Here is a 25559-nt window from a genome sequence, read left to right on the forward strand (position 1 = left end):
TTTGATCACTGCAGGCCGCGCCAGATCGCGTCCAGCAGCACGTTCTGCGGATCCTCGCTCTGTTCCCAGTACATGATGCCGCCAAGATGCTGCGCTTTCACGAAGGCAGCCTTGGCGGCGATGGACTGCGGGTCGTCATAGCTGATGAACTGGCGGGTGGCGGCGTTCCACAGATAAGGCGCCTGCGCCTGCGCGTCCCAGTAGCGCACGAAGCCGCGGCGGTTGATGAAGTCGGACTGCAGCTGCGGCCACGGATGTTCGCTGCCGTAATGACCGTAGGCCTGGTAAAGACCGTGCTGGTCGGGGTTTACGTCATCGAATTCGCGGCCGTAGAAAGCGGCGCCGATAAGCAGCTTGCTTGGCGGCACGCCCGCAGTGAGAAACTGCTTTACCGCGCGGTCGATGGTGCGCGCACCGGCGGGCGCGAGCGCCGAAGCATGCAGGCCGCTGTGATGTCCGGTTGTCGGCGTCATCGAGTTCACGAAGTCGTACGTCATCAGATTGAACCAGTCGAGGTACGGCGCAATCGCGGCGATGTCGATGCCGTCGACGAACGGCCCATCGGCGACTGCCATGCTTAGCGTGTAATGGCGTTTGTGGCTTTGGCCTGCGGCATCCAGGGCCGCTCGGACGCCTTGCAGTAGCAGGGTGAGGTCGGCGCGGTCCTGCGGACTCGAATGGATGCCCGATTCGGAATGGCCGGGGTATTCCCAGTCGACGTCGAGGCCGTCGGCATCGTTGTTGACCAGCAATGTCGTCGCGCTGTCGGCGAAGCGTCGGCGACCGGCCGGTGTGCTCGCCGCTTCGGAAAAGCCGCCCGCGCCCCAGCCTCCCACCGACAGCACGACCTTCAATGCGGGGTGTGTCAACTTCAAACCCGTCAGCTGATGCAGCTTTATTGACGCGTCCGGGTCGAGCACGACCTGGTCATGCGCGACCCGGGCGAAAGCGAAAATAAGCGTGTCGATCTTGCCGACGTCGAGGTGATCCACGCCGGCCTTGTCGACGTCGTAGCCCACCACGCGATAGTGCGCCGCAGGGGCATCGAGCGCGTGGACAAGCAGGCTGCGGCAGCAAGACAGAAGCAGTGCCAGTGTCGCGATCAGCCTTGGGCTAATCGCGTTGTGTTTTGGTTTGCTGCCAATCGGCATGAGCGTCGTTCCGCTGGATACGATCGGCTATCTTTGCAGCCGCTACCGGCTTTGCCTATACCTAGCCCGGATAATGTCGTCGTTGTCGCTGCCGAGCGCAGCCGCCGCTTCCGGCACACGGATACGCCGCCGATAGAAAAAGGTCGTTGTGACGCCTCATGCAGAAAAATGATCCGCCATCGAGTCGTTTAACGGACCCAGCCGATCCGCCGCCGACGCGCCCGATCGAACCGGATGCCGCGGACTGCTGCGGGGAGGGCTGCGTGCCCTGCGTGTTCGACACCTACGAGGAGGCGCTCGAGCGTTATCGGGTGGCGCTCGCCGCGTGGCATGCGCGGCACGCGGAAAATCCGTAGAAGGCGCCGGCGTAGCGGGCAGCACTGAACTACACTGCGCCGACCTCTTTCGCCGCATTTCAGGAATTTCCATGTCGCATGCCATGCACACCAGTTCGGTTCCCGTCTTTCGCCAGATGCTCGGCGGGCTCGATGCCATTCTCGCCAAAGCCGACAAGCATGCGGTGGCCAGAAGCATCGAGCCGGCGGCGCTGACTCAGGCGCGGCTGTTCCCCGATATGTTTCCGCTGGCCAAGCAGGTGCAGATTGCCTGCGACTTCGCGCGTGGCGTATCGGCGCGTCTGGCTGGCGTCGAGGTGCCGAAAGTGGACGAGGGTGAGCCGACGTTCGACGGTCTGCATGCCCTCATTGCGAAAACGCTCGCTTTTATCGACGGCCTGAACGCGGCATCGTTCGACGACGCGGCCAAACGCGAAATCGTCACCCGGCCGGGTACGCCGAAAGAGCGTCATTTCAGCGGGCAGAACTATCTACTGAGCTATGGCCTGCCGCAATTTTTCTTCCACGTGACCACGGCGTACGCGATTCTGCGCCACAACGGTCTGGAGATCGGCAAGCGCGATTACATGGGCGAGTATTGAGTCGAAAGCGGTAACGACGGCGAGGCGTCGTACCAAGGCTTGCGCGTGATGCCTGCAAGCCGGGTGGCTGCAGCGGACTAAACCGAAGGACCGATGCAGCCACCGTCAGGAAGCGGGAGCGGTTACTTGGCGTTCTTCTTCTTTTCCTGCTTGGCCAGCTTCTTTTCCTTCATGGTTTTTTCCGGTTTTTTCTTGTCGCTCTTTTTCGAATCCAGACCCTTGCTCATGCTGCTCTCCGCGGTGTGGTGGTGGGACGGTCGGCACTGCTGACATCGCTGCACGCGTTTCGTTGTCTGAAGCGTCGTTGCAACGTGCGGAAAGTTTACGCTAGATGCGCTCGTGCGGCGCCAGATATCGCCATTGGCCCGGCGGCAGTTTGGATAAAGAAATGCGGCCGACGCGCAGCCGCTTCATCGCCAGCACCTGCAGCCCGACCGCGTGGCACATCGGCTCGATCTGGGTCGGTTGAAGTCCCTTGAACGCAAACCGCAGCCGCTGCTCGCTCTGCCAGCTGACCTTGATCGGCGGCATGGCGTAATTGTTGAAACGCAGGCCGTGATTGAGCAGGGCCAGCCCGTTCTCGATGATGTCGCCGCTCACGTCCACCACAAACTCTTGCTCGACCCGATCGACGTCTTCGGTGAGCTTGCGCGTCACCCGCCAGTCCTGGGTGAAAATCATCAGGCCGGTGGCGTCTGTCGGCAGCGGCAGCGGCGAGGTCAGCCGGTGCAGGTGACGCTTCAGCGGGCGCACGCCGGACGCATCGTCGGCGGATCGGGATTCAGGGACGACCAGCGCGCTGGCCGGATTCGGACCGTTGCCGGCGTCGTAACCGGCCGGCTTGTGCAGCACGAGGGTGGCCGGTTCGGTGGCGATCAGCTGCGCGCCAGGGTCCAGTTCCACCGTTTGCGTATCGACCATGAACTGCGGCGTTTCCACCACCACGCCGTCGACGCGCACCCAGCCGCCCTCGATGTACTGCTCGGCCTCGCGCCGGGAGCACTGGGCAAGGGCAACGACGCGTTTGGCGAGGCGAACCGGTTCAGTCATGGAGATGCCGTACAAAAGGATGCGCCCATTGTAGGCGGGGTTAGCCGCTGTGGCTGCCGATATCCCGCTGTCGGGGCTAAAGCCGTTGCCAATCGCGGCAACCGTCCCCAAATCATGACCCATGGCTACCGCGAGAACTCCCATGATTCCTTTTTCGATCCTCGACCTCGCGCCCGTCACCGAAGGCAGTGACCCGTCGCAGGCTTTCCGCAATACGCTGGACCTGGCGCAGAACGCCGAACGCTTGGGCTACCGGCGCTACTGGCTGGCCGAACACCACAATATGGTGGGTATCGCCAGCGCCGCCACGGCCGTGCTGATCGGCTACGTGGCGGGCGGAACCTCGAAAATTCGGGTGGGCTCGGGCGGCATCATGCTGCCGAATCATGCCCCGCTGCAGGTGGCCGAACAGTTCGGCACGCTGGCGTCGCTGTATCCCGGGCGTATCGATCTCGGGCTGGGCCGCGCGCCGGGCACCGATCAACCCACCGCCAAGGCGCTGCGCCGCTATTTCGACAGCGCCGATGCGTTTCCGCATGACGTGATGGAGCTGCTGGGTTACTTCGAGCCGGTAAAGCCGGGCCAGGCGGTGCGCGCCGTACCGGGCGCCGGGCTCGACGTGCCGGTGTGGCTGCTGGGTTCCAGCCTGTTCAGCGCGACCTTGTCGGCGCGCCTAGGTCTGCCGTTCGCCTTTGCCTCGCATTTCGCGCCCGACGCGATGGACGAGGCGCTGGCGCTGTACCGTCGCGACTTCCGCCCGTCCGCGCGGCTGCAGCAGCCTTACGCCATGCTCGGCATCAACGTGGTGGCTGCCGAAAGCGACGCGGAAGCGCGCCGGCTGTTTACCACCCAGCAGCAGAGCTTCATCAATCTGCGTCGCGGCAAGCCCGGCCTTATTCCACCGCCGATCGACAACATCGAGTCGTACGCCTCGCCGATGGAGCGCCTCGGCGTCGACCACGCGCTTGCCTGCGCGGTCATTGGCGATGCCGATACCGTTGAAGCCGGCATCGAGGCTTTCATCGATCGCCACAAGCCCGATGAGTTGCTGATCACCGCCAACGTGTTCGAGCATGCCGCGCGGCGGCGCTCGTTCGAAATTGCAGCTGGTGTGCGCAACCGGCTCGGCTCGGCCAGCCTGTTAGCAAGCTAAACGGTTCAATGGCGGGAAATAGCCGAGTTGGCCCGCCGATCGGCCATAATCGCGCCTATTCCACGAATTGCCGAAGCTCTCCGACGCATGAAGACACCCAAGGGCCTGCAGGATCTGATCGACGAAGGCGTGATCGATCAGGTGCTGCGACCGCTGAAGAGCGGCAAAGAAGCTTCCGTCTATGTGGTGCGCTCGGGCGAGGATATCCGCTGCGCCAAGGTCTACAAGGACATGGCGCAGCGCAGCTTTCAGGCCCGCGTGCAGTATCAGGAAGGCCGCAAGGTGCGCGGCAGCCGCCAGGCCCGCGCCATGGGCAAGGCCACCAAGTTCGGCCGCAAGGAGGCCGAGGCGGCCTGGAAAAACGCCGAGGTCGACGCGCTCTACGCGCTCACCGCCGCCGGCGTGCGCGTGCCCAAGCCGTACGGCTATTTCAACGGCGTGCTGGTGATGGAGCTGGTCACCGATGCGGAGGGCTACTCCGCGCCGCGCCTGGGCGAAGTGGAGCTGTCGGCGAACACCGCGCGCGACTACCACCGCTTTCTGATGCAGCAGGTGGCGCGCATGCTCTGCGTCGGCCTGATCCACGGTGACCTTTCCGAATACAACGTGCTGGTCGGGCCGGAAGGGCCGGTCATCATCGACCTGCCGCAGGTCGTCAGCGCCTCCGGCAACAACGCCGCGCGCACCATGCTTCGGCGCGACGTCGGCAACATCACCATCAGCCTGTCGCGCTTCGCGCCCGAGCTGCTGGACAGCTACTACGCCGAAGAAATGTGGGCGCTGTTCGAGCTCGGCGAACTCCACCCCGACACCGAACTGACCGGCCATTTCGAATTCGATGAAACCATCGCCGACGTCGACAGCGTGATGCAGTCGATCATCGACGCGCGCGAGGAGGCGATCATCCGCCAGCAGGGCAGGGACGAGGCGGCGCAGGCAGATTGACGCCGCCGCGCGGTTTGCGGTTCGGCGCGTCGGCTATTACAAGCGACATACGAATACGGCGTCCCGTGCTTGTGGACGAACGCCCACCTGTCGGCGCGCAGGACTGCTTCAGGATCGTCGTCGTGATAACGCACTTCGTCGCCGGGCACCCTGTCGCCGACCTCCAAATAGAAAACGTCTTCCGACGTTTCCATTCACCAGACAGCGTCCATCTCCGGACTCTGCTTTGAAGCCAGCGCACATGCCCTGGGCGGGACGCGTCGAACCCTCATTGGTTCGGAGTGTGGGATGCCCTTGCAGAATGTAGACGATCACATCCTGACGCGTATGCGCACGGCGTAGCGATGAAACGGCTTCGGCATCAGTCGAGTGAGGTTCACGCCGAAATTCGTAAGACCGAACGCGTCGCCGAGCGGGCGCTTCTTGCGGCCCGTCATGTGCGACGCAAAAGGCTCGGGGTAATTGGACCGCTTGGCTCTTACCTGCACATCGAGGCAGCTATGACCGCAGGTTCGGCATCTTCCGACATCCCTATCCTTTGTTGTGAAAACCGAAAACGCGCACTGTTGGGATTTGGTAGCCGCTTTTTCCCGGACTTTGCTCGGCACAACGCGTCGTAACCAAGCGTGCCAAGCAACAACGGCACACGTACTTTCAGGCACTCGCCGGGCGGCGAGTCATCCGAGCTGGGTCGCGCCCCATCATTGACCGGCAGGCGGCTGCCAGAGTTCGACCTTGTTGCCTTCCGGATCGATGACCCAGGCAAACTTTCCGAACTCGGAATCGTCGATTTTCTCGAGCACGTTGCAGCCTTCGTCGCGCAGAGCGCTCACCAGTGCATAAAGATCATGCACACGGTAATTGACCATGAAGGACGCCTCGCTCGGCGCAAACTGGTCGCTCTCCGCCGAACCGATCGACCACACGGTCGTTCCCTCCATCGGTTTGCTCTTGTCATTAATCCAGGGAAAGGCCGTACCGCCCCATGTCTGTACATCGATTCCCAAGTGCCTTTTGTACCAAGCCCGAGGTGTCACAGGGTCCGTCGCCTTGAAGAAAATACCGCCAATGCCAGTCACTCGTTTCATGGAACCTCCGAGTTTGATGCGCATATTTTAAGACGACTGCGCCTAGCTCAGCGAGCAGCCTGCCTCTGAGGAGCCTTGTTTAGACTAGACGGCCGCACCGAACTCTCGGAGCGGCTGACGCCGGGCTTTTTTGCTTATTACTGGACGATATCAGCCGCCGCGGTACGGATCGGGATCCGGTGGCGGCAGCTTTTTCTGCTCTTCTCCGTCGTTCGGGCCGTTCTTGCCGGATGCGTTCTTGCCTTCCTTGTCGTCGCCATCGAGCTTTTCGCCCAGCAGGCGGCGCACGCTGACGTAGAACACCGGAATCAGCAGGAGGCCGAGGATGGTTGCGAACAGCATGCCGCCGATCACGCCGGTGCCGATGGCATGACGCGAGTTGGCGCCGGCACCGGTGGAGATGAAGAGCGGGAACACGCCTAGGATGAAGGCCAGCGAGGTCATCAGGATGGGGCGCAGACGCAGCTGGGCCGCTTCGATCACGCCCTCGCGCAGCGTCTTGCCTTCGGCCTGCTTCTCCACCGCGAACTCGATGATCAGAATGGCGTTCTTCGCTGCCAGACCCATCACCGTGATCAGACCGATCTTGAAGTAGATGTCGTTGGGCAGGCCGCGCAGCAGCTCGAACACCACCACGCCCAGCATGCCCAGCGGCACCACCAGCAGCACCGCCACCGGAATGGACCAGCTTTCGTACAGCGCCGAGAGGCAGAGGAACACGATCACCACCGACAGCACCAGCAGCAGGGTGGCCGAGTTGCCCGACAGCAGCTCCTGATAGGACTGACCTGTCCAGTCATAGCCGAAATCCTTCGACAGATGCTGGTCGACGATCTGTTCCATCGTGGTGATCGCCTGGCCGGTCGAGTAACCCGGTGCGGCATCGCCCACGATTTCCACCGCGGAATAGCCGTTGTACCGGGTGAGTGCCGGCGAGGCCATGCCCCACTTCGCTTTCACCACGCTGGCCAGCGGAATCATGTTGTACGGATTCGTGCTGCTGGCCGAGCTGCTGCTCGACGTTGAGGTGCTTGAAGTGGAGCTGCCGGACGTGCTTGAGCTAGTAGTCGCCGACGTGCTGCTGGTGCTGCTCAGCGTGCTCGGGGTGAAAATGTGCTGAAACGCATTCGGGTCCATGCGGTAGGGCTGGTCGGCCTCCACATAAACGCGCTTCACGCGGCCGCCGTAGGCAAAGTCGTTGACATAGACCGGTGCCAGGGTGAGCTGGATCGCCGTATAGATGTCGCTGACCGACAGGCCCATCGACTGCGCCTGCACACGGTCCACGGTGAGGTTCAGCTGCGGCGCGTCTTCCAGCGTGTTGGGACGGATCTTGGTCAGCGTCTTGTCTTTCGAGGCGAGGCCCAGCACGGTGTTGCGTGCCTTGGTCAGTTCGTCACGCGACTGGCCGGCACGTGCCTGCAGGTACATGTCGATACCGCCGAACTGGCTCAGGCCGCGAATGGTCGGCAGGTTGACCACGAAGACCTGCGCGTCGCGAATGCCGTGCAGCTTGCCGTTGGCCTGCTGGATGAATTCATCGGCGGTAGTACTTCGATCAGCCCAGTCGGTGAGCTTGATGAAGGCCATGCCGGTGTTTTCGCCGGAGCCCACAAAGCTGAAGCCCGAGATCTGGAACACGCCGGCAACATTGGCCTTGTCCTTCAGCAGCGTTTCGCGGATCTGCTTCATCACCCCCTGCGTGCGCTGCAGCGAGGCATTCGGCGGCAGAGACACGATGGCAAGCGCGAAACCCTGGTCCTCACTGGGCACGAAGCTGGTGGGCAGGCGCGAAAACAGCACGCCGGCCAGCACGCAGATGACGACGAACACGATCATCCAGCGCGGCGCATGTTTCACCGCGCTGCCGATGTGGCCGGTGTAGGTCTTGTTGACGCGGTCGAATGCCTTGTTGAAACCGCGGTAGACGACGTTCTTCTTCTCGTCGTGCGTGGGCTTGAGAAAGCTCGCGCACAGGGCTGGCGTGAACGACAGCGCCAGGAACGCCGAGAACCCCATCGACACCGCAATGGTCAGCGCGAACTGCTTGTAGATCACGCCCGAGGCGCCGGGCTGGAACGCCGACGGCACGAACACGGCAGCCAGCACCACGGTAATGGCCACGATGGCGCCGGTGATCTGGCCCATCGCCTTGCGCGTGGCGTCCTTCGGCGAGAGACCTTCCTCGCTCATGATGCGCTCGACGTTCTCGATCACCACGATCGCGTCATCCACGACGATACCGATGGCCAGCACCATGCCGAACAACGTCAGCTGGTTGATCGTGAAGCCCAGCGGCAGCAGGCCGATGAAGGTACCCAGCAGGGCCACCGGAATGACCAGGGTGGGGATGATCGTCGCGCGGAAGTTCTGCAGGAAGATCAGCATCACCAGGAAGACCAGGATGATGGCTTCAACCAGCGTTTCAATCACTTCCTTGATCGAGATCTTGACGAACGGCGTGCTGTCGTACGGGACGATGTAGTGCACGCCTGGCGGAAACGACTTGGCCAGTTCGTCCATCTTCGAACGCACGGCCGTTGCCACGTCGAGCGCATTGCCACCCGGCAACAGCTGCACGCCGAACGCGCCCGCCGGTTTGCCGTTATACGTAGCCGAGAGGCCGTAAGTCTGCGGACCGAACGCAATGCGGGCCACGTCACTGAGCTTGACCACGGTGCCATTGTTGTTGGCGCGCAGAATGATGTTGCCGAATTCCTCCGGCGAGGAGAAGCGCCCCTCGGCCGACACCGTGGCACTGAAGCCCTGGCCATTGGCGGCGGGATCGGAACCGAGCGAGCCGGCGGCGAACTGCACGTTCTGCGCGGAAATGGCGCTCTGCACCGCCGATGCCGACAGTCCGTAGCCCTGCAGCTTGTCCGGGTTGAGCCAGATGCGCATGGCGTACTCGGAACCGATCTGGCGGGTGTTGCCCACGCCCGAGATACGGCCGATCTGGTCGAGCACCTGCGACGACACGATATCGGCAAGCCGGTCCCCGTTGATCGACGGGTTGTCCGAGATCAGTGCCAGGAACATCAGGAAGTCGGGGTTGCTCTTGGCAACGATGACGCCCTGCTGGGACACCTCGGTCGGCAGTCGCGGCGTGGCCAGCGAGACCTTGTTCTGGGCCTGCACCTGGGCAATGTCCGGATCGGTGCCGGTCTCGAACGTCAGCGTGACCGTGGCGGTGCCGTTGGAGCTGGAGGACGAGCTGAAATACAGCAGGTGATCGATACCGGTCAGCTGCTGCTCTATCACCTGGGTCACGGTCTTTTCGACCGTGTCCGCGCTGGCGCCGGGGTAGGTGGCCGTAACGGTGACCTGCGGCGGCGCGATATTCGGGTACGACTCCACACCCATGTTCAGCACCGAGAGGGTACCGACAAGGGTGATGAGGATCGCTACCACCCACGCAAAAATCGGGCGGTCAATGAAAAAACTCGGCATGATCGGGCTCCGTTACTGCTTGTCGGACGGGGCTTTGCCGCCCTGTGCTGCGGCGGGCTGGGCGCCGGGCTGACCCGGCTGACTGGCGCCGGCATCCTGGCCGGGCTGCCACGGTTGCGCCTTGGCCGGCGCGCCTTCCTTCACGGTCTGCAGGCCGGAGACGATGATCTGGTCGCCTGTTTTCAGGCCGCTGGTCACCACCCAGTTGCTGCCGGCGGCCTGGTCGGCTGAGACGTTCTTGCGAACGACCTTGCCGTCATCGCCCACCACCATCAGATAGGCGCCGGTGGTGTCGCGCTGCAGCGCCGGCTGCGGCACCAGAAAGATATTGTGCTGCTCGCCGAGATCGGCCTTGATCGTCACATACAGGCCCGGCAGCAGGCTGTGCTCGGGATTGGGTAACTTGGCGCGCAGGTTGATCGAGCCGGTGGTGGGATCGACCGTGGCGGAGGAGAAGTCCAGCGTGCCCTGCTGGGCATACTTGCTGCCGTCGGGCATTACGATCTGCACGGCGGCCTTGTTCGGATCGGCCAGAGTCACGCCGCCGCTGGTCTGGGCTGCGCGCATCTTCTCCATCTCGCTCGCGCTGAGGGTGAAGTTCACGTACAGCGGATCGATCTGGTCCACCGTGGTGAGCAGCGTGGCGTCGCTCTGACCGACCAGCGCGCCTTCGGTGACCTGCTGCTGCTCGGCGCGGCCATCGATCGGCGACCGCACGCTGGCGTATCCGAGGTTGATGCGCGCGGTCTGTACACTGGCGCGTGCCTGCTGCACGGACGCCGCAGCAGTGCGCTCGTTGGCATCGGCAGTGTCCAGATCGGACTTGGAGATGTAGCCGCTTGGCGCCAGCGAATGGGCGCGCTCGGCAGCGACCTTATTATTGGCATACGTGGCCTGCGCCTGCGCCAGCGCAGCGAGGCTGGAATCGAGCGTGGCCTTCAACGGCGCCGGATCGATCAAGAACAGCACCTGACCCTGCTTGACGTCCGTACCTTCGTCGTAGACCCGCCGCAGCAGTACGCCAGCGACGCGGGCACGCACGTCGGCCGAGCGGTAGGGCGACAGTCGGCCGACCAGATCCCTGGTCAGCGGGGAATTGGTGGGCTCGGCCTTGACCACGCCCACTTCCGGCGGTGGCTGCTGCTGTTGCTGCTGCTGTTGATCTTTGCCTTTGCTGCATGCGGCGACCGCCAGCAGGGCCAGGCACAGCACCGGTGTGCGCAGTAACGAGGACTTCATGTGAGCTCCAGAACTTGCTTGATCGAAGATGGGGTAAAAAATGTATTGCAGCGCAACAGCGGAGGGTCGGACCAAAACTGTCGCGATTCTGCTGGGTCAGATGTCGTGGAAAAGTAAGCTCTGAGCACGTCGCAGACTCGTTGCCCGCGCTCTAGTGGCCGGCAGCAACACCGGTAGACCAAGGCAGAATCGCGATTCCCAAAACACTACTATACCGGACAGTTTACTTTTAACTGCCGTTCAACACCAGCCATTGACATGGGCTGCCGAGCCGTGCGCGATCTTCCGCATAACCTCATGCACGGCGGCCCAGCTCGCGATTTCTCCTGCGCGGCCTCGTCATGACGGCGGAACGCAAGGGATAACGGCGATCGCCCCGTCCCGGTGCGGCTTTTCCAAGAGTGGGGAAGTTCCAGGTGTGCGGAAGCGTTGCTCAAGCGTTAGCCAGGCGCAGGCAAGCGGCGTGCAAATGCTGCAGGTGCCGCGCAGCGAACAATCGTTGTGCCCCCACGAGGGGAATGAATCCATGCGCAATCGCATGGTGCGAACGCTGCAGTGCAGGTGGATTCGGTCACAGGCGGGGCGTATCCTTCCAAGGCTTTTTACCCCCTTTTTCCCGTTTCCACTCATTAGTTGATGCCATGAATGCGATTCACGCGGTTAACGATCACTCCCTGTCGTCCGTGGTTTTCGAGGAACTGAAAAATACCGATTTTCCGCCGGACCGCCTCGCGGAGGCCGAGGTTTTCTGCAAGGCCTTTTTTGCGCGCATTGCCGGCAGCGAGGCCGAACTGCACACGCCGGCGCAGTGGGCCGGACTGATTGCCAGCCTGCTGGCCTTCGCGCAGCAGCGTTCACCTGGCCGAGCCATCGTGCGGGTGGTCAACCCGGAGCAGGGTTCGGCCGGCCGCAGCATGCTCCAGGTCGTTACCGACGATATGCCGTTTCTGATCGACACCACCAGCATGGTGCTGTCCGACACCGTGCAGATCCACGCGGTCATCCATCCGGTCATCACGGTGGAGCGCGACGCGTCAGGCAAGCTGCTCCAGCTTTGTGATGAATCGGACACCGCGCCGGCGCGCAAGTCCGAGTCGGTGATGCATTTCGAAATCGATCGCGTGGCCGACGAAGCCGCGCAGGCACAGCTGAAGGCGCACGTGGAAGCGGCGCTGGACGACGTGCGTTCGGTGGTCGGCGACTGGGCCGCCATGCGCGACATGGCGCTGGCCATCGCCCACGATCTGCCCCAGCGCGACCTGCCGCTGGATGCGGCGTCGGTGCACGAAGCCGGCGAGTTTCTGCGCTGGATTGCTGACGACAACTTCACTTTCTTCGGCTACCGCGAATACGAGGTGGCCCAGGCCGACGGCGAGCAGGAGCTTCGTGCCATCGACGCGTCCGGACTGGGTCTGCTGCACAAGCAGGAGCGCTCGATCGCGCCGCGCTCGCTGCGTTCGCTGAGCGGCAACGAGCTGCCGCAGTCCGGTGCCACCGACGCGATCATTCTGACCAAGACCAACGCGCGCTCGCCGGTGCATCGCGCCGGCCACATGGATTACATCGGCGTACTGAAATTCGATGCCGACGGCCGGCCGGTTGCCGAGCAGCGCTTCCTCGGCTTGTTCTCCACCAACGCCTACATGGCGCGACCGCAGGACGTGCCGCTGGTGCGCCAGAAGGTCGAAGCCGTGCTGGTGCGTTCGGGACTCAAGCGCGATTCGTATTCGGGCAAGTCGCTGCGACATGTGCTTGAAGCGCTGCCGCGCGAGGAGCTGTTCCAGAGCACCGAAGACGAGCTGTTTGAAACCGCGATGGGCATCCTCGAACTGCGCCAGCGCGCGCGTACGCGCCTGTTCGTGCGCCGCGACCGCTACGGCCGCTTTTTCACCTGCCTGGTATTCGTGCCGCGTGATCGCTTCAACACGACCGTGCGCGAGCGCATCGCCGCGCTGCTCGGTGCGGCCCTGCACGGTGAGCAGAGCGAGTCGGCCGTGCTGCTCGGTGAAGGAGCGCTGGCGCAGCTCACCATCGTGGTGCGGCCGAAGATCGGCGACGAGTTCTCCTACGATCTGGCCGAACTTGAGCAGAGCGTCGCGGGCATCGTGCGCAACTGGCACGACGAGGTACGCGATGCGCTGGTGCGCGAGCGCGGCGATCATCAGGGCGTGGTGCTGGCCAATCGCTATGCGCGTTTGCTGCCCGCCGGCTATGTCGAGGATGTGACGCCCAAGGTCGCTGCCGAAGACATCCATCAGCTTTCGCTGCTGCAGGGCGACAACGTACTGCGCATGTCCTTCTACCATCCGCCGCAGGCGCCGGAAACGCTGCGTTTCAAGGTGTATCGCAGCGGTGGCGACATCGCGCTGTCCGAAGTGCTGCCGCAGCTGGAGAACCTCGGACTGCGCGTGCTGACCGAGCACGTCTACGAAATTGCCAGCGAACCGACGCCGCTGTCGATCCAGGATTTCGAAGTGCAGCCGGCCGGCAAGCTGACCTTTACGGTCGAACAGGTCGGCGCCCTGTTCGAGGACGCGTTCGAGCAGATCTGGCGCGGCAATGCCGAGAACGACGGCTTCAACCGGCTGGTGCTCGGCGCCAAGCTGAGCTGGCGCCAGATCGCGATGCTGCGCGGCTACTGCAAGTATCTGCTGCAGGCCGGCGCGACGTTCTCGCAGGCCTACATGGAAGACACGCTCAACCAGTATCCGGCGATCGCCGGTCTGCTGGTGGAACTGTTTCTGGCCAAGTTCGATCCGCAGCGCGAGAGCCTGTCCGCCGATGCCTTGAAGGAAGCCAGCGACACGCTGGTGGTGGAGATGGCAGCGCTGATTCCGGCGTCCGTGCAGGACGCGCATCCGCATCTGATCACCGACCTGGCCAGCGCGCTGTCGCTGCCGCGCGCCGAGCAGGTGACGGTGCTCGAGGAAGCCATCGGCGTGCTGCTGGAAAACGTCGCCAGCCTCGACGAAGACCGCATTCTGCGCAGCTTCGTCGCTGTGATTCGCGCGACCTTGCGCACCAGCTTCTTCCAGCGCTGGGACGGCGGGCATCGCGGCTACATCAGCTACAAGCTGGACTCGCACAAGGTGCCCGAGCTGCCCAAGCCGGTGCCGTACCGCGAAATCTGGGTGTGCGCGCCGCGCGTCGAAGGCATTCATCTGCGCTTTGGCGCCGTCGCGCGCGGCGGCCTGCGCTGGTCCGATCGGCGCGAGGATTTCCGCACCGAGGTGCTGGGCCTGGTCAAGGCGCAGATGGTCAAGAACACGGTCATCGTGCCGGTCGGTTCGAAGGGCGGTTTCTTCGTCAAGAAGGCGCCGGTGGGCGGTGATCGCGATGCGCAGCTGGCCGAAGGCATCGCCTGCTATCGCCTGTTCATCAACGGCCTGCTCGACATCACCGACAACCTGATCGAAGGCAAGGTGGTGAACCCGCACGACGTGGTGCGCCATGACGCGGACGATCCGTACCTCGTCGTCGCCGCCGACAAGGGCACCGCGACGTTCTCCGATATCGCCAACGCGATCTCGATCGAGCATAACTACTGGCTGGGCGATGCGTTTGCGTCAGGCGGCTCCAACGGTTACGACCACAAGGGCATGGGCATCACCGCCAAGGGCGCGTGGGAATCGGTCAAACGCCACTTCCGCGCGCTCGGCCGCGACTGCCAGACGCAGGACTTCACTGTCGTTGGTATCGGCGACATGTCGGGCGACGTGTTCGGCAACGGCATGCTGCTGTCGCGACACATCAAGCTGGTGGTGGCGTTCGATCACCGCCACATTTTCTTCGACCCGAATCCGGACGTCGAAGCGTCCTTCGTCGAGCGCGAGCGCATTTTCAAGCTGCCGCGTTCGAGCTGGGACGACTACGACCGCTCGCTGATCTCCGCCGGTGGCGGCATCTATCCGCGCAGCGCCAAGTCGATTCCGCTGACGCCCGAAGTGCGCGCCGTGCTGGGCATCAAGGCCGACGTGGCGCAGATGGCGCCGACCGATCTGCTCAGCGCGATCCTCAAGGCGCCGGTCGACCTGCTGTGGAACGGCGGCATCGGCACTTACGTCAAGGCCAGCAGCGAGACGCACGCGGACGTTGGTGATCGCGCCAACAACGCGCTGCGCGTCAACGGTGCCGAGCTGCGCTGCAAGGTGGTGGGCGAGGGCGGCAACCTGGGCATGACCCAGAAGGGCCGCATCGAGGCGTCGCAGCACGGCGTGCTCCTCAACACCGACTTCATCGACAACTCCGCTGGCGTGGACACCTCCGATCACGAGGTCAACATCAAGATCCTGCTGAACGACGCGGTCCAGCGCGGCGAGCTCAGCGAGGACGCGCGCAACACGCAGCTTGCCGCGATGACCGATGAGGTCGGTCAGCTGGTGCTGTTCGACAACTACCGGCAGAACCAGGCGATCACCCTGATGGAGCACCAGTCGGTGCGCCGCATCGGCTCGCTGGCGCACTTCATCCGCACGCTGGAGGCCGAGGGTCTGCTCGATCGCCAGGTGGAAAACCTGCCCAGTGAGGCCGAGCTGACCGAGCGCAAGACGCGCGGCGTCGGCATGACCCGGCCCGAGCTGTCGGTGCTGCTGTCGTACGACAAGATCAAGCTGTATCAGCAGCTGCTCGATTCGGACGTGCCGGAAGATCCGTATCTGTCGAAGGAGCTGGTGCGCTACTTCCCCGAGCCGCTGCACCAGAAATACGCCGAGCACATGCAGCGCCATCGCCTGAAGCGCGAGATCATCGCCACGGCGGTAACGAACTCGACGATCAACCGCATGGGCGCCACCTTCATGATGCGGATGCAGGAGGACACCGGCCAGCGTCCGGCCGCGATTGCCAAGGCGTATACGGCGGCGCGCGAGATTCTGGACGCGCGCGAACTGTGGGCGCAGATCGAATCGCTCGACAGCCAGGTCGCCGAGGACACGCAGATCGATGCGGTGATGCAGATCTGGTCGCTGCTGCGTCACCTCACGCGCTGGCTGCTCAATCGCCCCGGCGGCACGCTGGATATCGCCGACAACGTCGAGCGCTACCAGTCCAGCGTGTCGGAGCTGCGCCAGGCGCTGCCCGACGTGCTGACGCCGACCGGCAAGGGCGATTTCTCCGGCAACCAGGAAAAATGGGAAGGCCTGGGCCTGCCGTCTGAACTGGCACTGCGTCTGGCGCGCATGCCGGTGCTGCGCGCGGCGCTGGACATGGCCGAGGTGGCCCAGCTCAGCGGTCGTCCGATCGCCAAGGTTGCTCAGGTGTTCTACGAGCTGGGTGAAGCGCTGGATCTGGAATGGCTGCGCGACCAGATCGAGGCGCTGCCGGTGGAGGGTCACTGGCATGCGCAGGCGCGTGGTTCGCTGCTGGACGAGCTCAACCACCAGCACCGCGCGCTGGCCTCGCAGGTGCTCGCCCTGGCCAGTGATCGCACCGACGTTTCGCCGGTGCAGGCGTGGCTGCAGCGCGACAACGCCACGCTGCAGTACACCCGCAGCATGCTGGCGGAAATCCTGACCCAGAACGCGGACTATCCGATCGCCTCGGTCGCGGTGCGTCGTCTGGCACAGCTGGCGCAGGTGCCGATCGGCTAACGGATCGTCAGCCACCGAACTGTCACCTCGGTGCGGCTCGGTCATGAAGGCGCAGGAGCCGGCGTGGTCTTGCGCCTTCATGCTGTGTACTCTCCTCTCACTTGATTGCCAGGTAGATCCGCATGCGCTTTGCCTTCGTCGCCAGCGATACCAGCATCGCCCAGCAGGCGCGACGCAAACTGGTGGAGCGCTATGGCGACGTGCCGCCGGAACAGGCCGAGCTGATCGTGGCGCTCGGTGGCGACGGCTTCATGCTGCGCACGCTGCACGACTGGCACGCGCTTGAGGTGCCGGTATACGGCATGAAGCTCGGCCGGGTCGGCTTTCTGATGAACAAGCACGTGGTCGATGGTCTACCCGAGCGGGTAGCGCGCGCGCATACCGCCTCGCTGTTTCCGCTGCAGATGGAGGTCACTGACGTCAGCGGCAAGGAGTATTCGGCGCTGGCCTTCAACGAGGTGTCGTTGCTGCGCCAGACCAACCAGGCCACGCATCTGGAGGTCAAGCTCAACGGCATCGTGAAGCTCGACACGCTGGTTTGCGACGGCATTCTGGTGTCCACACCTGCCGGTTCCACCGCCTACAACCTCTCGGCGCACGGGCCGATCCTGCCGCTGGATGCGAACGTGCTCGCGCTGACCCCGATCAGCCCGTTTCGCCCGCGGCGCTGGCGTGGCGCGATCCTGCCGCATCGCACCGAAGTGACTCTGCGCGTGCTCGATCCGGGCAAGCGCCCGGTCAGCGCGACGGCCGATTTTCATGAGGTGCGTGATGTGCTCACGGTGACCATCCGCCAGTCGGGCGGTGAGGGCGTACGGCTGCTGTTCGATCCCGAGCATAACCTCGAACAGCGGATTCTCGACGAGCAGTTTGCTTCAGCGGAATGATCTCAGTGCGTGTCTTCCTGGCATTGAATGCGACAGGCGAAAACAGCTGCCCGAAGCGACGCCGACGAAATACGCCGGGCTGCGTGCTAGATTGAAATCAACGATCCGCTGCGGATCAAGCCGTGCTGCCTTTCGTGAACGAATCCATTGCGTCAGACCACATGCCCCAGGCCGATCCGGCCACGGCCGGCGCGCACGATGCGCGCGCGGTGAGCGACAACCGTCTGGTGGTGGCCATTTCCTCGCGCGCGCTGTTCGATCTCGGCGACAGTCATGCGCTGTTCGAGCGCGACGGGCTCGATGCGTATCGCAACTTCCAGATCGACCATGAGAACGAGATTCTTCAGCCCGGCGTAGCTTTTCCCCTGGTGCAGAAACTGCTCGGACTCAACAAGCTGGCCGGCAACGTGCCGCCGGTGGAGGTGATCCTGCTTTCGCGCAACTCGGGCGATACGGGCCTACGGATTTTCAACGCGATCCAGCATTACGGGCTGGAGATCAGCCGCGCCGCCTTCACCAGCGGTGCGCCCACGTCCGACTACATCGCACCGTTCAAGGCCGATCTTTTCCTCTCGGCGAATGCCGAAGACGTCGGCCGCGCGCTTGCTGCCGGCGTGGCCGCGGCCACGATTCTGCCCAGCACCGCGCCGCCGCGGGCGTCCGAACAGCTGCGCATCGCCTTCGACGGCGACGCGGTGATCTTCGGCGACGAGGGTGAGCGCGTATCGCGCGAAGAGGGGCTCGAAGCCTTTCATCGCAGCGAGACCGAGCACGCCGCCGAGCCGCTATCGGTAGGGCCGTTCCAGGGCTTTCTCACCGCATTGCACCGCTTGCAGACGGCGTTTCCCGCCGAGGATTCGCCGATACGCACGGCGCTCGTTACCGCACGCTCTGCCCCCGCCCACAAGCGCGTCATTCTCACCCTGCGCAAGTGGGGCGTGCGTATCGACGAGGCGCTCTTCCTCGGCGGCCGCGACAAGGGGCCGTTTCTGGACGCGTTTGGCGCCGACATCTTTTTCGACGACTCGCCCGCCAATGTGGAGTCGGCACGCATGCACGTGGCGACCGGGCACGTGCCGCACGGGGTCAGCAACCGGGGCTGATCTTCGATCGCGATCACCGCTGTTTTGCCGAATCCGTTTGTGTTGCGGCATGGATGAAACCGACACCGGATCATCACGCTGGGGCGCCCACGCTGGACATCCACATCAACGCGGGAGAGCTGGCTCATGCAGAACACACGGAAACAACTCGGTACGCTCACGCTGCTTGGCGCGCTGGTACTCAGCCCACTTGCGATGGCGCAAGACGCGAGCGGGGCGGTGCCTGCCGCGTCCAAGCAGGACAAAGCCTTTGTCGCCAAAGCTTCTGCTGGTGGAATGACCGAAGTTCAGGCAAGCAAGCTCGCGGACTCGCGCGCGCAATCGGCCGCGGTGAAAAGCTTTGCGGCCAAGATGGTGACCGATCACACCAAGGCCGGCGACGAGCTGTCCGCGCTGGCACAGAAAGACGGCTTTACCCCGTCTACCTCGCCGATGCCTGCACAGCAAAAGGCGCTGGCCAAGCTGGAAAGCCTCAATGGCGCAGCGTTCGACAAGGCCTATTCGTCGATGATGCTGAAAGATCACAACGAGGCCGTTGCGCTGTTCAAGAAAGAGTCGACCAGTGGAAAAAACGATGATCTGAAGTCGTTTGCCTCGAAGACCCTACCCACGCTTGACGAGCATTTGGCGATGGCCAAAAAGCTCTGAGTCATCGTCCGTAAATCAGGCGTCAACCATCAAGCATCAGGCTGAAAAGCCCGGTGCTTTTTTGTGCAGGATTTCTGAACTCGTTCGCTGATATGGCTGCGCAGGCGCCGGGGATCGACGCTATCCGGATTGATGCCGAGCGCCGGCAATAGCGTCCGTCAAACGACCTTGGTGCGTCGCCACCAGCGCGTGACCTTGTACTCCCGCACGAAGGTGAACAGTCCCGAGCCCAGGATGATCACGATGCCGATCAGCATCGGCCAGTCCAGCGGATCGTTGAACAACACATAGCCGAAAGCGACCGCCCACAGCATCTGGCTGTACTGGGTGGGTGCGACGTGGTTCGCCGGCGACTTCTGCGTGGCGAGCATCAGCAGCACCGCACCGAGGGCGGCGAGCAGTCCGTAGCCGAGCAAAAGCGCCCACTGCTGCCACTGCGGCCAGCGAAAATCCCACAGCATCAGTACGCCGGTGAGCAGCAGCGGGCCAATGACACCGGCGCCGTAGAGGGTGACGCGCTTTTCCTGCGATCCAGTCATGCGCAGGGCGATCATCGAGATCGCGCCGGACAGGCCGCAGATCAGCGCCGCAAGATGGCCGATACCCAGCGCGCGAAAGCCCGGGCGCAGCACCACGAGGACGCCGACAAACCCGGCAATGACGGCCGACCAGCGCCGCCAGCCCACGTGTTCCTTGAGGAAGATCACCGACAGGATGGTGACGAAGATCGGCATCAGAAAGATCAGCGCGAACGCTTCGGCCATCGGCAGCGCTGTGAAAGCCATGACCGCCGAGGTGGTACCTATCGCGCCGAATACCGCACGCACCAGCCACAGGCTTGGCCGCTTGGCGACAATGACCTCGCGCCAGCGGTCGCCCTTGCGCTTGATGAAGGGCAGGGCGGTCAGGCCCAGAAGCGCCCCGAAGAAAACCGCCTCATACGGCGGCAGCGAACCGCGCAGCAGCTTCACGAACGCGTCGCTGATGGCATAGGCCGCGAACGCCATGAAACCAAGCAGCACACCTTTGTACATTTTTGCGGCTTTTTGAAACGGGGGTTCTAACAGTATCCGCGTTTCCTGCTTCGGCCGCATGAAACGGCGGCCGGTGTTGAGATAGTCCGAGACTATTGTCGGCACGCCGGCATCTGCCGACGTGCCGACCGCATCAGAGGCAGTTGACCAGCCCGTCGTAGATCGACTGGCTGCTGCCGGGGAGAATCACACGTATCGGATTGCTTACATTCAACGCGGCAATCAGGTCCGCGACGCGCGTTTTCGGCGCCAGCGGGCTGCGGCAGCGCCAGTGCTGATTGTCCACGGTGAAATTGCCGGTTTTTGCGTTAACTTCTTCGTTGCTGGCGGCGAAAACCCAAACGCAGCGCCCGATCACGCCGGTGGTCCTGTCGACCGAACACCGATAGTCGAGTGATTCAATGTTGCTGTAGTCGCCCTCGCAGAACGTGTCGCCACAGACGTCGTCGAAGTTCTTCCGCAGCTGGCTGGTGATGCTGTACCAGGCGTTGATGTCCGCGTCGCTGGTCAGGTAGCTGTTGATGTCGACGTAGTCGGCGCTGCTTGCGGCGCTGGCTGGGGTTGTCGGTGCGGCGGCGTTGGTGGCCGGGGAAGCGATGATGACCAGGGCGAGCAACAGCCCGCCAAGCATGGTGCGCATGGAAAACTCCTTTTCTCGGGGATGGGAGGAAGCGTTGGTTTACGTCGGCGATGGCGCTTAAGGCGCAGTTGGCCGACGTGCTCTTTTTAAAACCCCGGCAGGCCCCGGCACAGCGGGCTTTGCCGACGCCTGTCGTCAGTGTCGCTGCCGGTGACCCTCATCCCGGTCCCCGCTACACTAGGGGACTTGCCTGATCACTCTGGACCTTTGCCATGGCTACGCGCCTCGATCCGCTCGATCTTTATGACGTCCGTTCGCTGCTCACCGACGAGGAGCGCATGGTGCAGGACTCCGTCGGCCGTTTCGTCGACGAACGGGTGCTGCCGATTATTGGCGACTGCTTCGATCAGGCGCGTTTTCCGAAGGAGCTGATCCCGGAAATCGCCGGCCTCGGCTTGCTGGGTGCCACGATCCCTGAGGAATACGGCGGCGGCGGCATGAACAGCGTCAGCTACGGCCTGATCTGCCAGGAGCTGGAGCGCGGCGATTCGGGCCTGCGCAGCTTCGCCTCGGTGCAGAGCTCGCTGTGCATGTATCCCATCTACGCCTACGGCAGCGAAGAGCAGAAGCGCCAGTATCTGCCCGGCATGGCCGCGGGCGAGATCATCGGTTGCTTCGGCCTCACCGAGCCGCACGGCGGCTCCGATCCGGCCAACATGAAGACCAACGCCAAAAAGGACGGCGGCGACTGGGTCATCAATGGCGCCAAGATGTGGATCACCAACGGCAACCTCGCGCATATCGCCATTGTCTGGGCAATGACCGAGGACGGTATCCAGGGCTTTGTGGTGCCGACCGACACGGCCGGCTTCAAGGCGCAGGAAATCCACAAGAAGATGAGCCTGCGCGCATCGGTCACCTCCGCGCTGTTTTTCGACGGCGTGCGCGTGCCCGACAGCGCGCGCCTGCCCAACGTCAAGGGCCTGAAGGGCCCGCTGGGCTGCCTGACCCAGGCGCGCTTCGGCATCACTTGGGGGCCGATCGGCGCCGCCCAAGCCTGCCTCAAGGAAGTGCTCGACTACACCACCGAACGCAAGCTGTTCGACCGGCCGCTGTCGTCCAATCAGGCGGTTCAGCTGAAGCTGGCCGACATGGCCCGCCGCATCACCACGGCGCAGCTGCTGTCGCTGCAGCTCGGTCGCCTGAAGGACGCCGGCAAGATGCAGCCGACCCAGGTGTCGCTGGCGAAGTGGAACAACTGCCGCATGGCGATCGACATCGCCCGTCAGTGCCGTGACCTGCTCGGCGGCGCCGGCATTACCACCGAACACGGCGCCATCCGGCACGCGCTGAATCTCGAATCCGTCATCACCTATGAAGGCACCGAAACCGTGCACGAGCTGGTGGTGGGTCGCGAGCTGACCGGTATCAACGCGTTCTGAAGCGGAGCACCGCGCTCATGCGTCGTGAAGCGGGATATATAGCCACAGCCGTGAACATTGGCGTAAGCAAGACTCAGCGCAGCGACCGGATAGCGCGGAGCGCTTCCGATCGCGCTTCGCACGCTACCGTTTTCCAGGTTTGCCCGTGGAAGTGATGGGCGGCCTCGAAGTTTTTGGCGCCGATGGGTGGACGCCGCTGCGGATTGATCGGAGCGTGCGCGTGAGCTTCGTCGGGCTGTCGTTCCGGTGCCCTTCGTCGCGGAGCAGATTCGCGTACTTGAGAGCTTCGGGTGTCCCAAGGATTGTGCGCGCATCGCCGTGCTAAACACTCTATGCGAGGTTGGCGAATGATCACTGTTTACGGCAAGCGCTCGTCCGGCAACTGCTACAAGCTGCAGTTGCTGCTCGATCAGCTGGGTCGCGACTATCGCTGGGTTGAGGTCGACAGCGCCCGCGGCGAAACCCGCACCGCGGAATACCTGGCCAAGAATCCCAACGGCAAGGTGCCGCTGCTGGAGCTCGATGACGGTCGCCGACTGGCCGAGTCCAACGCGATTCTGTGCTACCTCGCCGAGGGCACGCCCTTGTTGCCGAGCGACGCGTGGCTGCGTGCGCAGACGCTGCAATGGCTTTTCTTCGAGCAGTACAGCCATGAGCCGTATATCGCGGTGGCGCGTTTTATTTCGCTTTATCTGCCGGCGGATCATCTTCGTCGGGCCGAGCTGCCGCAGCTGCATCAGCAAGGCACAAAAGCGCTGGCCGTGATGGAAGCTCATCTTGCCTCGCACGAGTGGCTGGCTGGCGAGCGTTATAGCATCGCCGACATTGCGCTGTACGCCTATACCCATTGCGCCGCCGACGGCGGATTCGATCTGGCCGTCTATCCGGCTATATCGGCATGGCTGGCGCGCGTGAAAGCGCAGCCCGGGCATTCGCCGCTGCAGCGCTGATCCAACCGTCATACCCACTCTTCATTCCGATACCGAGCCCATGTCCATTCCGTTTGCCATTGCCGCGCGCCACAAAGGCTTCAACCGAGCCGAGATCGTCGACCAGAACTTTATTGAGTTCGTGCAGCTATGGCAGGGCGACGTGGGCAGCGCGCCGCAGGCCGATGCGCCGCTGCTTGCCGGCAGTTCGCTCGACGCGCGCGGCTTTCGCGAGCTGCTGGAATCGCAGCTGATCAGCCGTCATCTGGATCTGATGGCGCGCGTGCTGCGCGTCCAGAACAAGGTGTTCTACACCATCGGGTCGAGCGGCCACGAGGGCAACGCCATGGTGGCGCGGCTGACCCGGCATACCGATCCGGCGTTTCTGCACTATCGCTCGGGCGGCTTTATGGCCGAGCGCTTTCGCAAGCTGGCGGGCATGGACCCTGTGATGGATTCGGCGCTGAGCTTTGCCGCCAGCAAGGACGATCCGGCCTCCGGTGGCCGGCACAAGGTGTGGGGAAGCAAGCCGTTATGGGTGCTGCCGCAGACCTCGACCATCGCTTCGCACCTGCCCAAGGCGCTGGGTACGGCGGTGGCGATCGAGCAGGCGCGGCGTATCGGCCACGTGCTGCCGATTCCCGAGGACAGCATCACCGTCTGCTCGTTCGGCGATGCGTCGAGCAATCACGCCACCGCGCAAACGGCGTTCAACGCTGCGGCGTGGACCGCGTACCAGAAGCTTCCCGCGCCGGTGCTATTCGTGTGCGAGGACAACGGCATCGGCATCTCGGTGAAGACGCCGACCGGATGGGTGGCGAGCAATTTTCAGCATCGTTCCAACCTGGATTATTTCTTTGCCGATGGTCTCGATCTGGCCGAGGGCTATGCGCAAGTGCAGCGCGCCGTCGAGCACTGCCGCCGCACGCGTCGCCCGACGTTTCTGCATTTGAAAACCACGCGCGTGATGGGCCACGCGGGCACCGATTTCGAGATCGAGTGGCGCAGCATCGAGGAGCTGGTGAGCGTCGAGTCGACCGATCCGCTGCTGCGTTCGGCTGCCATCGCGCTGGAATCCGGGCTGTACAGCAAGGACGAGCTGCTCAACCTCTACGAAGCCACCCGCAAGCGCTGCTTTGCGGCGGCCGAAGAGGCCGATACGCGGCCCCGCCTGACGTCGCTGGCGGATGTGATGAAACCGCTGGCGCCGTATACGCCTGTGGCCGTCGAGGCGGAAGCGAAGCGCGCCGATTATGCGGATAAGCGCCTTGCGGTCTTCGGCAGCGAAGCGAAGCTGCCGGAGCACCAGCCGCCGCGGCATCTGGCCATCCAGATCAATCAGGCGCTGCACGACCTGCTGGCCAAATACCCGCAGGCGCTGCTGTTCGGCGAGGACGTGGCGCAGAAGGGCGGTGTCTACACCGTGACCAAGGGGCTCAACAAAGCGTTCAAGGGCAGCCGCGTGTTCAACACGCTGCTGGACGAGACGATGATTCTCGGCCTCGCGCAGGGCTACGCCAATATGGGCATGCTGCCGATGCCGGAAATCCAGTATCTGGCGTATTTCCACAACGCCTGCGATCAGATTCGCGGCGAGGCGGCTTCGCTGCAGTTTTTCTCCAACGACCAGTACCGCAATCCGATGGTGATGCGCGTGGCCTCGCTGGGTTACCAGAAAGGCTTCGGTGGCCATTTTCACAACGACAACTCGATCACCGCGCTGCGCGATATTCCAGGCCTGGTGGTCGGCTGCTCTAGCCGCGGTGACGACGCGGCGATGATGCTGCGCACGATGATGGCCCTAGCTAACGTCGACGGCCGCGTTTGCGCTTTCCTCGAACCGATCGCGCTGTACATGACCAAGGACCTGTACGAGGCCGGCGACGGCCAGTGGCAGTTTGCGTATCCCGCGCTGGATCAGGCCATGACGCTGGGCGAGGGGCGTGTGTACAACGAGTCGGCCAGTGATCTGGTGATCTTCACCTTCGGCAACGGCGTGCCGATGGCGCTGCGCGCGGCGAAGACGATCGAGGCAAACCACGGCTGGCAGATCCGGGTAGTCGATCTGCGCTGGCTCGCCCCGCTCAACAACGCGTTTATCGCCGAACAGGCGCGGACGGCCAAGCGGATTCTGGTGCTGGACGAGGGGCGCCGTAGCGCCGGCGTGGGCGAGGGCGTTATCACGGCGATCGTCGAAGGCGGCAGCGGCGCCACGCCGATGCATCGCGTGGTCGGTGCCGATACGTTTACGCCGCTGGCAGGCGCCGCGCTGCTGGTTTTGCCGGGTGAGGCCGAGGTGGTGGCGGCGGCAAAGCAGCTGGCCGAACGATAAAAC

18 protein-coding genes are annotated in these 25559 nt (G+C 63.6%); 11 read left to right on the forward strand and 7 right to left on the reverse strand.

Annotated features, from left to right (window positions below; translation table 11 throughout):
- Positions 1 to 5: 5 nt before the first annotated feature.
- Positions 6 to 1151 (reverse strand): glycoside hydrolase family 18 protein, encoded by a 1146-nt coding sequence (locus ACDK93_RS07655; RefSeq protein WP_458072010.1) that lies wholly within the window; start codon positions 1149 to 1151, stop codon positions 6 to 8.
- A gap of 158 nt (positions 1152 to 1309) precedes the next feature.
- Between ACDK93_RS07655 and ACDK93_RS07660 the strand changes: the two genes are divergently transcribed.
- Both ACDK93_RS07660 and ACDK93_RS07665 read left to right on the forward strand, forming a co-directional pair.
- Positions 1310 to 1507 (forward strand): oxidoreductase-like domain-containing protein, encoded by a 198-nt coding sequence (locus tag ACDK93_RS07660; RefSeq protein ID WP_458072011.1) that lies wholly within the window; start codon positions 1310 to 1312, stop codon positions 1505 to 1507.
- Between the two features lie 71 nt (positions 1508 to 1578).
- Positions 1579 to 2088, forward strand: a complete 510-nt coding sequence (locus ACDK93_RS07665) for a DUF1993 domain-containing protein (RefSeq protein WP_458072012.1) — start codon at positions 1579 to 1581, stop codon at positions 2086 to 2088.
- 327 nt (positions 2089 to 2415) lie between these two features.
- Here the strand turns inward: ACDK93_RS07665 and ACDK93_RS07670 are convergent, their stop codons facing one another.
- The gene (locus ACDK93_RS07670) at positions 2416 to 3138 is read right to left on the reverse strand and encodes an rRNA pseudouridine synthase (protein ID WP_458072013.1); all 723 of its coding nucleotides are present in this window, start codon (positions 3136 to 3138) and stop codon (positions 2416 to 2418) included.
- Between the two features lie 142 nt (positions 3139 to 3280).
- On the opposite strand from ACDK93_RS07670, the gene ACDK93_RS07675 reads away from it, so the two are divergent.
- Positions 3281 to 4291, forward strand: a complete 1011-nt coding sequence (locus ACDK93_RS07675) for an LLM class flavin-dependent oxidoreductase (protein ID WP_458072014.1) — start codon at positions 3281 to 3283, stop codon at positions 4289 to 4291.
- Between the two features lie 87 nt (positions 4292 to 4378).
- Positions 4379 to 5236 (forward strand): PA4780 family RIO1-like protein kinase, encoded by an 858-nt coding sequence (locus ACDK93_RS07680; RefSeq protein ID WP_458072015.1) that lies wholly within the window; start codon positions 4379 to 4381, stop codon positions 5234 to 5236.
- A gap of 701 nt (positions 5237 to 5937) precedes the next feature.
- Here ACDK93_RS07680 and ACDK93_RS07685 read toward each other — a convergent pair.
- The 3 genes from ACDK93_RS07685 to ACDK93_RS07695 all read right to left on the reverse strand — a co-directional run bounded on the left by ACDK93_RS07685 (position 5938) and on the right by ACDK93_RS07695 (position 11013).
- Entirely contained in the window at positions 5938 to 6324 is a 387-nt protein-coding gene (locus ACDK93_RS07685; protein ID WP_458072016.1) for a VOC family protein, read from the reverse strand.
- A 150-nt stretch (positions 6325 to 6474) separates the two neighbouring features.
- Entirely contained in the window at positions 6475 to 9774 is a 3300-nt protein-coding gene (locus tag ACDK93_RS07690; protein ID WP_458072017.1) for an efflux RND transporter permease subunit, read from the reverse strand.
- 12 nt (positions 9775 to 9786) lie between these two features.
- Positions 9787 to 11013: an efflux RND transporter periplasmic adaptor subunit gene (locus ACDK93_RS07695; RefSeq protein WP_458072018.1), complete on the reverse strand. Its 1227-nt coding sequence runs from the start codon at positions 11011 to 11013 to the stop codon at positions 9787 to 9789.
- 641 nt (positions 11014 to 11654) lie between these two features.
- Here ACDK93_RS07695 and ACDK93_RS07700 point away from each other — a divergent pair.
- The 4 genes from ACDK93_RS07700 (at position 11655) to ACDK93_RS07715 (ending at position 19239) form a co-directional block, all read left to right on the forward strand.
- Positions 11655 to 16601, forward strand: a complete 4947-nt coding sequence (locus tag ACDK93_RS07700) for an NAD-glutamate dehydrogenase (protein ID WP_458072019.1) — start codon at positions 11655 to 11657, stop codon at positions 16599 to 16601.
- Positions 16602 to 16723: 122 nt separating this feature from the next.
- Complete coding sequence (locus tag ACDK93_RS07705) at positions 16724 to 17488, forward strand: NAD kinase (RefSeq protein ID WP_458072020.1); 765 nt, start codon at positions 16724 to 16726, stop codon at positions 17486 to 17488.
- Between the two features lie 161 nt (positions 17489 to 17649).
- The gene (locus tag ACDK93_RS07710) at positions 17650 to 18591 is read left to right on the forward strand and encodes a 5'-nucleotidase (protein ID WP_458072379.1); all 942 of its coding nucleotides are present in this window, start codon (positions 17650 to 17652) and stop codon (positions 18589 to 18591) included.
- A gap of 126 nt (positions 18592 to 18717) precedes the next feature.
- The gene (locus ACDK93_RS07715; protein WP_458072021.1) at positions 18718 to 19239 is read left to right on the forward strand and encodes a DUF4142 domain-containing protein; all 522 of its coding nucleotides are present in this window, start codon (positions 18718 to 18720) and stop codon (positions 19237 to 19239) included.
- Positions 19240 to 19397: 158 nt separating this feature from the next.
- Here ACDK93_RS07715 and ACDK93_RS07720 read toward each other — a convergent pair whose 3' ends face one another.
- Positions 19398 to 20273 carry a DMT family transporter gene (locus tag ACDK93_RS07720; RefSeq protein ID WP_458072380.1) on the reverse strand — a complete coding sequence of 292 codons (876 nt, stop codon included), beginning with the start codon at positions 20271 to 20273 and terminating at the stop codon, positions 19398 to 19400.
- A gap of 133 nt (positions 20274 to 20406) precedes the next feature.
- On the reverse strand, positions 20407 to 20913 hold the full coding sequence (locus ACDK93_RS07725) for a hypothetical protein (protein WP_458072022.1): 507 nt from the start codon (positions 20911 to 20913) through the stop codon (positions 20407 to 20409).
- Between the two features lie 212 nt (positions 20914 to 21125).
- Here ACDK93_RS07725 and ACDK93_RS07730 point away from each other — a divergent pair, with 212 nt between their 5' ends.
- The 3 genes from ACDK93_RS07730 to ACDK93_RS07740 all read left to right on the forward strand — a co-directional run bounded on the left by ACDK93_RS07730 (position 21126) and on the right by ACDK93_RS07740 (position 25556).
- Entirely contained in the window at positions 21126 to 22295 is a 1170-nt protein-coding gene (locus ACDK93_RS07730; protein ID WP_458072023.1) for an acyl-CoA dehydrogenase family protein, read from the forward strand.
- A 347-nt stretch (positions 22296 to 22642) separates the two neighbouring features.
- Positions 22643 to 23245 (forward strand): glutathione S-transferase family protein, encoded by a 603-nt coding sequence (locus ACDK93_RS07735; protein ID WP_458072024.1) that lies wholly within the window; start codon positions 22643 to 22645, stop codon positions 23243 to 23245.
- Between the two features lie 40 nt (positions 23246 to 23285).
- Complete coding sequence (locus tag ACDK93_RS07740; RefSeq protein ID WP_458072025.1) at positions 23286 to 25556, forward strand: thiamine pyrophosphate-dependent enzyme; 2271 nt, start codon at positions 23286 to 23288, stop codon at positions 25554 to 25556.
- Positions 25557 to 25559 lie beyond the last annotated feature (3 nt).

Source organism: Rhodanobacter sp. BL-MT-08 (genome assembly GCF_054161255.1).

Excerpts from the sequence above, each read along its gene's own strand:
- ACDK93_RS07655 (WP_458072010.1), bottom strand. The coding sequence starts at position 1,151 with ATGCCGATTGGCAGCAAACCAAAACACAACGCGATTAGCCCAAGGCTG.
- ACDK93_RS07660 (WP_458072011.1), top strand. The coding sequence starts at position 1,310 with ATGCAGAAAAATGATCCGCCATCGAGTCGTTTAACGGACCCAGCCGAT.
- ACDK93_RS07665 (WP_458072012.1), top strand. The coding sequence starts at position 1,579 with ATGTCGCATGCCATGCACACCAGTTCGGTTCCCGTCTTTCGCCAGATG.
- ACDK93_RS07670 (WP_458072013.1), bottom strand. The coding sequence starts at position 3,138 with ATGACTGAACCGGTTCGCCTCGCCAAACGCGTCGTTGCCCTTGCCCAG.
- ACDK93_RS07675 (WP_458072014.1), top strand. The coding sequence starts at position 3,281 with ATGATTCCTTTTTCGATCCTCGACCTCGCGCCCGTCACCGAAGGCAGT.
- ACDK93_RS07680 (WP_458072015.1), top strand. The coding sequence starts at position 4,379 with ATGAAGACACCCAAGGGCCTGCAGGATCTGATCGACGAAGGCGTGATC.
- ACDK93_RS07685 (WP_458072016.1), bottom strand. The coding sequence starts at position 6,324 with ATGAAACGAGTGACTGGCATTGGCGGTATTTTCTTCAAGGCGACGGAC.
- ACDK93_RS07690 (WP_458072017.1), bottom strand. The coding sequence starts at position 9,774 with ATGCCGAGTTTTTTCATTGACCGCCCGATTTTTGCGTGGGTGGTAGCG.
- ACDK93_RS07695 (WP_458072018.1), bottom strand. The coding sequence starts at position 11,013 with ATGAAGTCCTCGTTACTGCGCACACCGGTGCTGTGCCTGGCCCTGCTG.
- ACDK93_RS07700 (WP_458072019.1), top strand. The coding sequence starts at position 11,655 with ATGAATGCGATTCACGCGGTTAACGATCACTCCCTGTCGTCCGTGGTT.
- ACDK93_RS07705 (WP_458072020.1), top strand. The coding sequence starts at position 16,724 with ATGCGCTTTGCCTTCGTCGCCAGCGATACCAGCATCGCCCAGCAGGCG.
- ACDK93_RS07710 (WP_458072379.1), top strand. The coding sequence starts at position 17,650 with ATGCCCCAGGCCGATCCGGCCACGGCCGGCGCGCACGATGCGCGCGCG.
- ACDK93_RS07715 (WP_458072021.1), top strand. The coding sequence starts at position 18,718 with ATGCAGAACACACGGAAACAACTCGGTACGCTCACGCTGCTTGGCGCG.
- ACDK93_RS07720 (WP_458072380.1), bottom strand. The coding sequence starts at position 20,273 with ATGTACAAAGGTGTGCTGCTTGGTTTCATGGCGTTCGCGGCCTATGCC.
- ACDK93_RS07725 (WP_458072022.1), bottom strand. The coding sequence starts at position 20,913 with ATGCGCACCATGCTTGGCGGGCTGTTGCTCGCCCTGGTCATCATCGCT.
- ACDK93_RS07730 (WP_458072023.1), top strand. The coding sequence starts at position 21,126 with ATGGCTACGCGCCTCGATCCGCTCGATCTTTATGACGTCCGTTCGCTG.
- ACDK93_RS07735 (WP_458072024.1), top strand. The coding sequence starts at position 22,643 with ATGATCACTGTTTACGGCAAGCGCTCGTCCGGCAACTGCTACAAGCTG.
- ACDK93_RS07740 (WP_458072025.1), top strand. The coding sequence starts at position 23,286 with ATGTCCATTCCGTTTGCCATTGCCGCGCGCCACAAAGGCTTCAACCGA.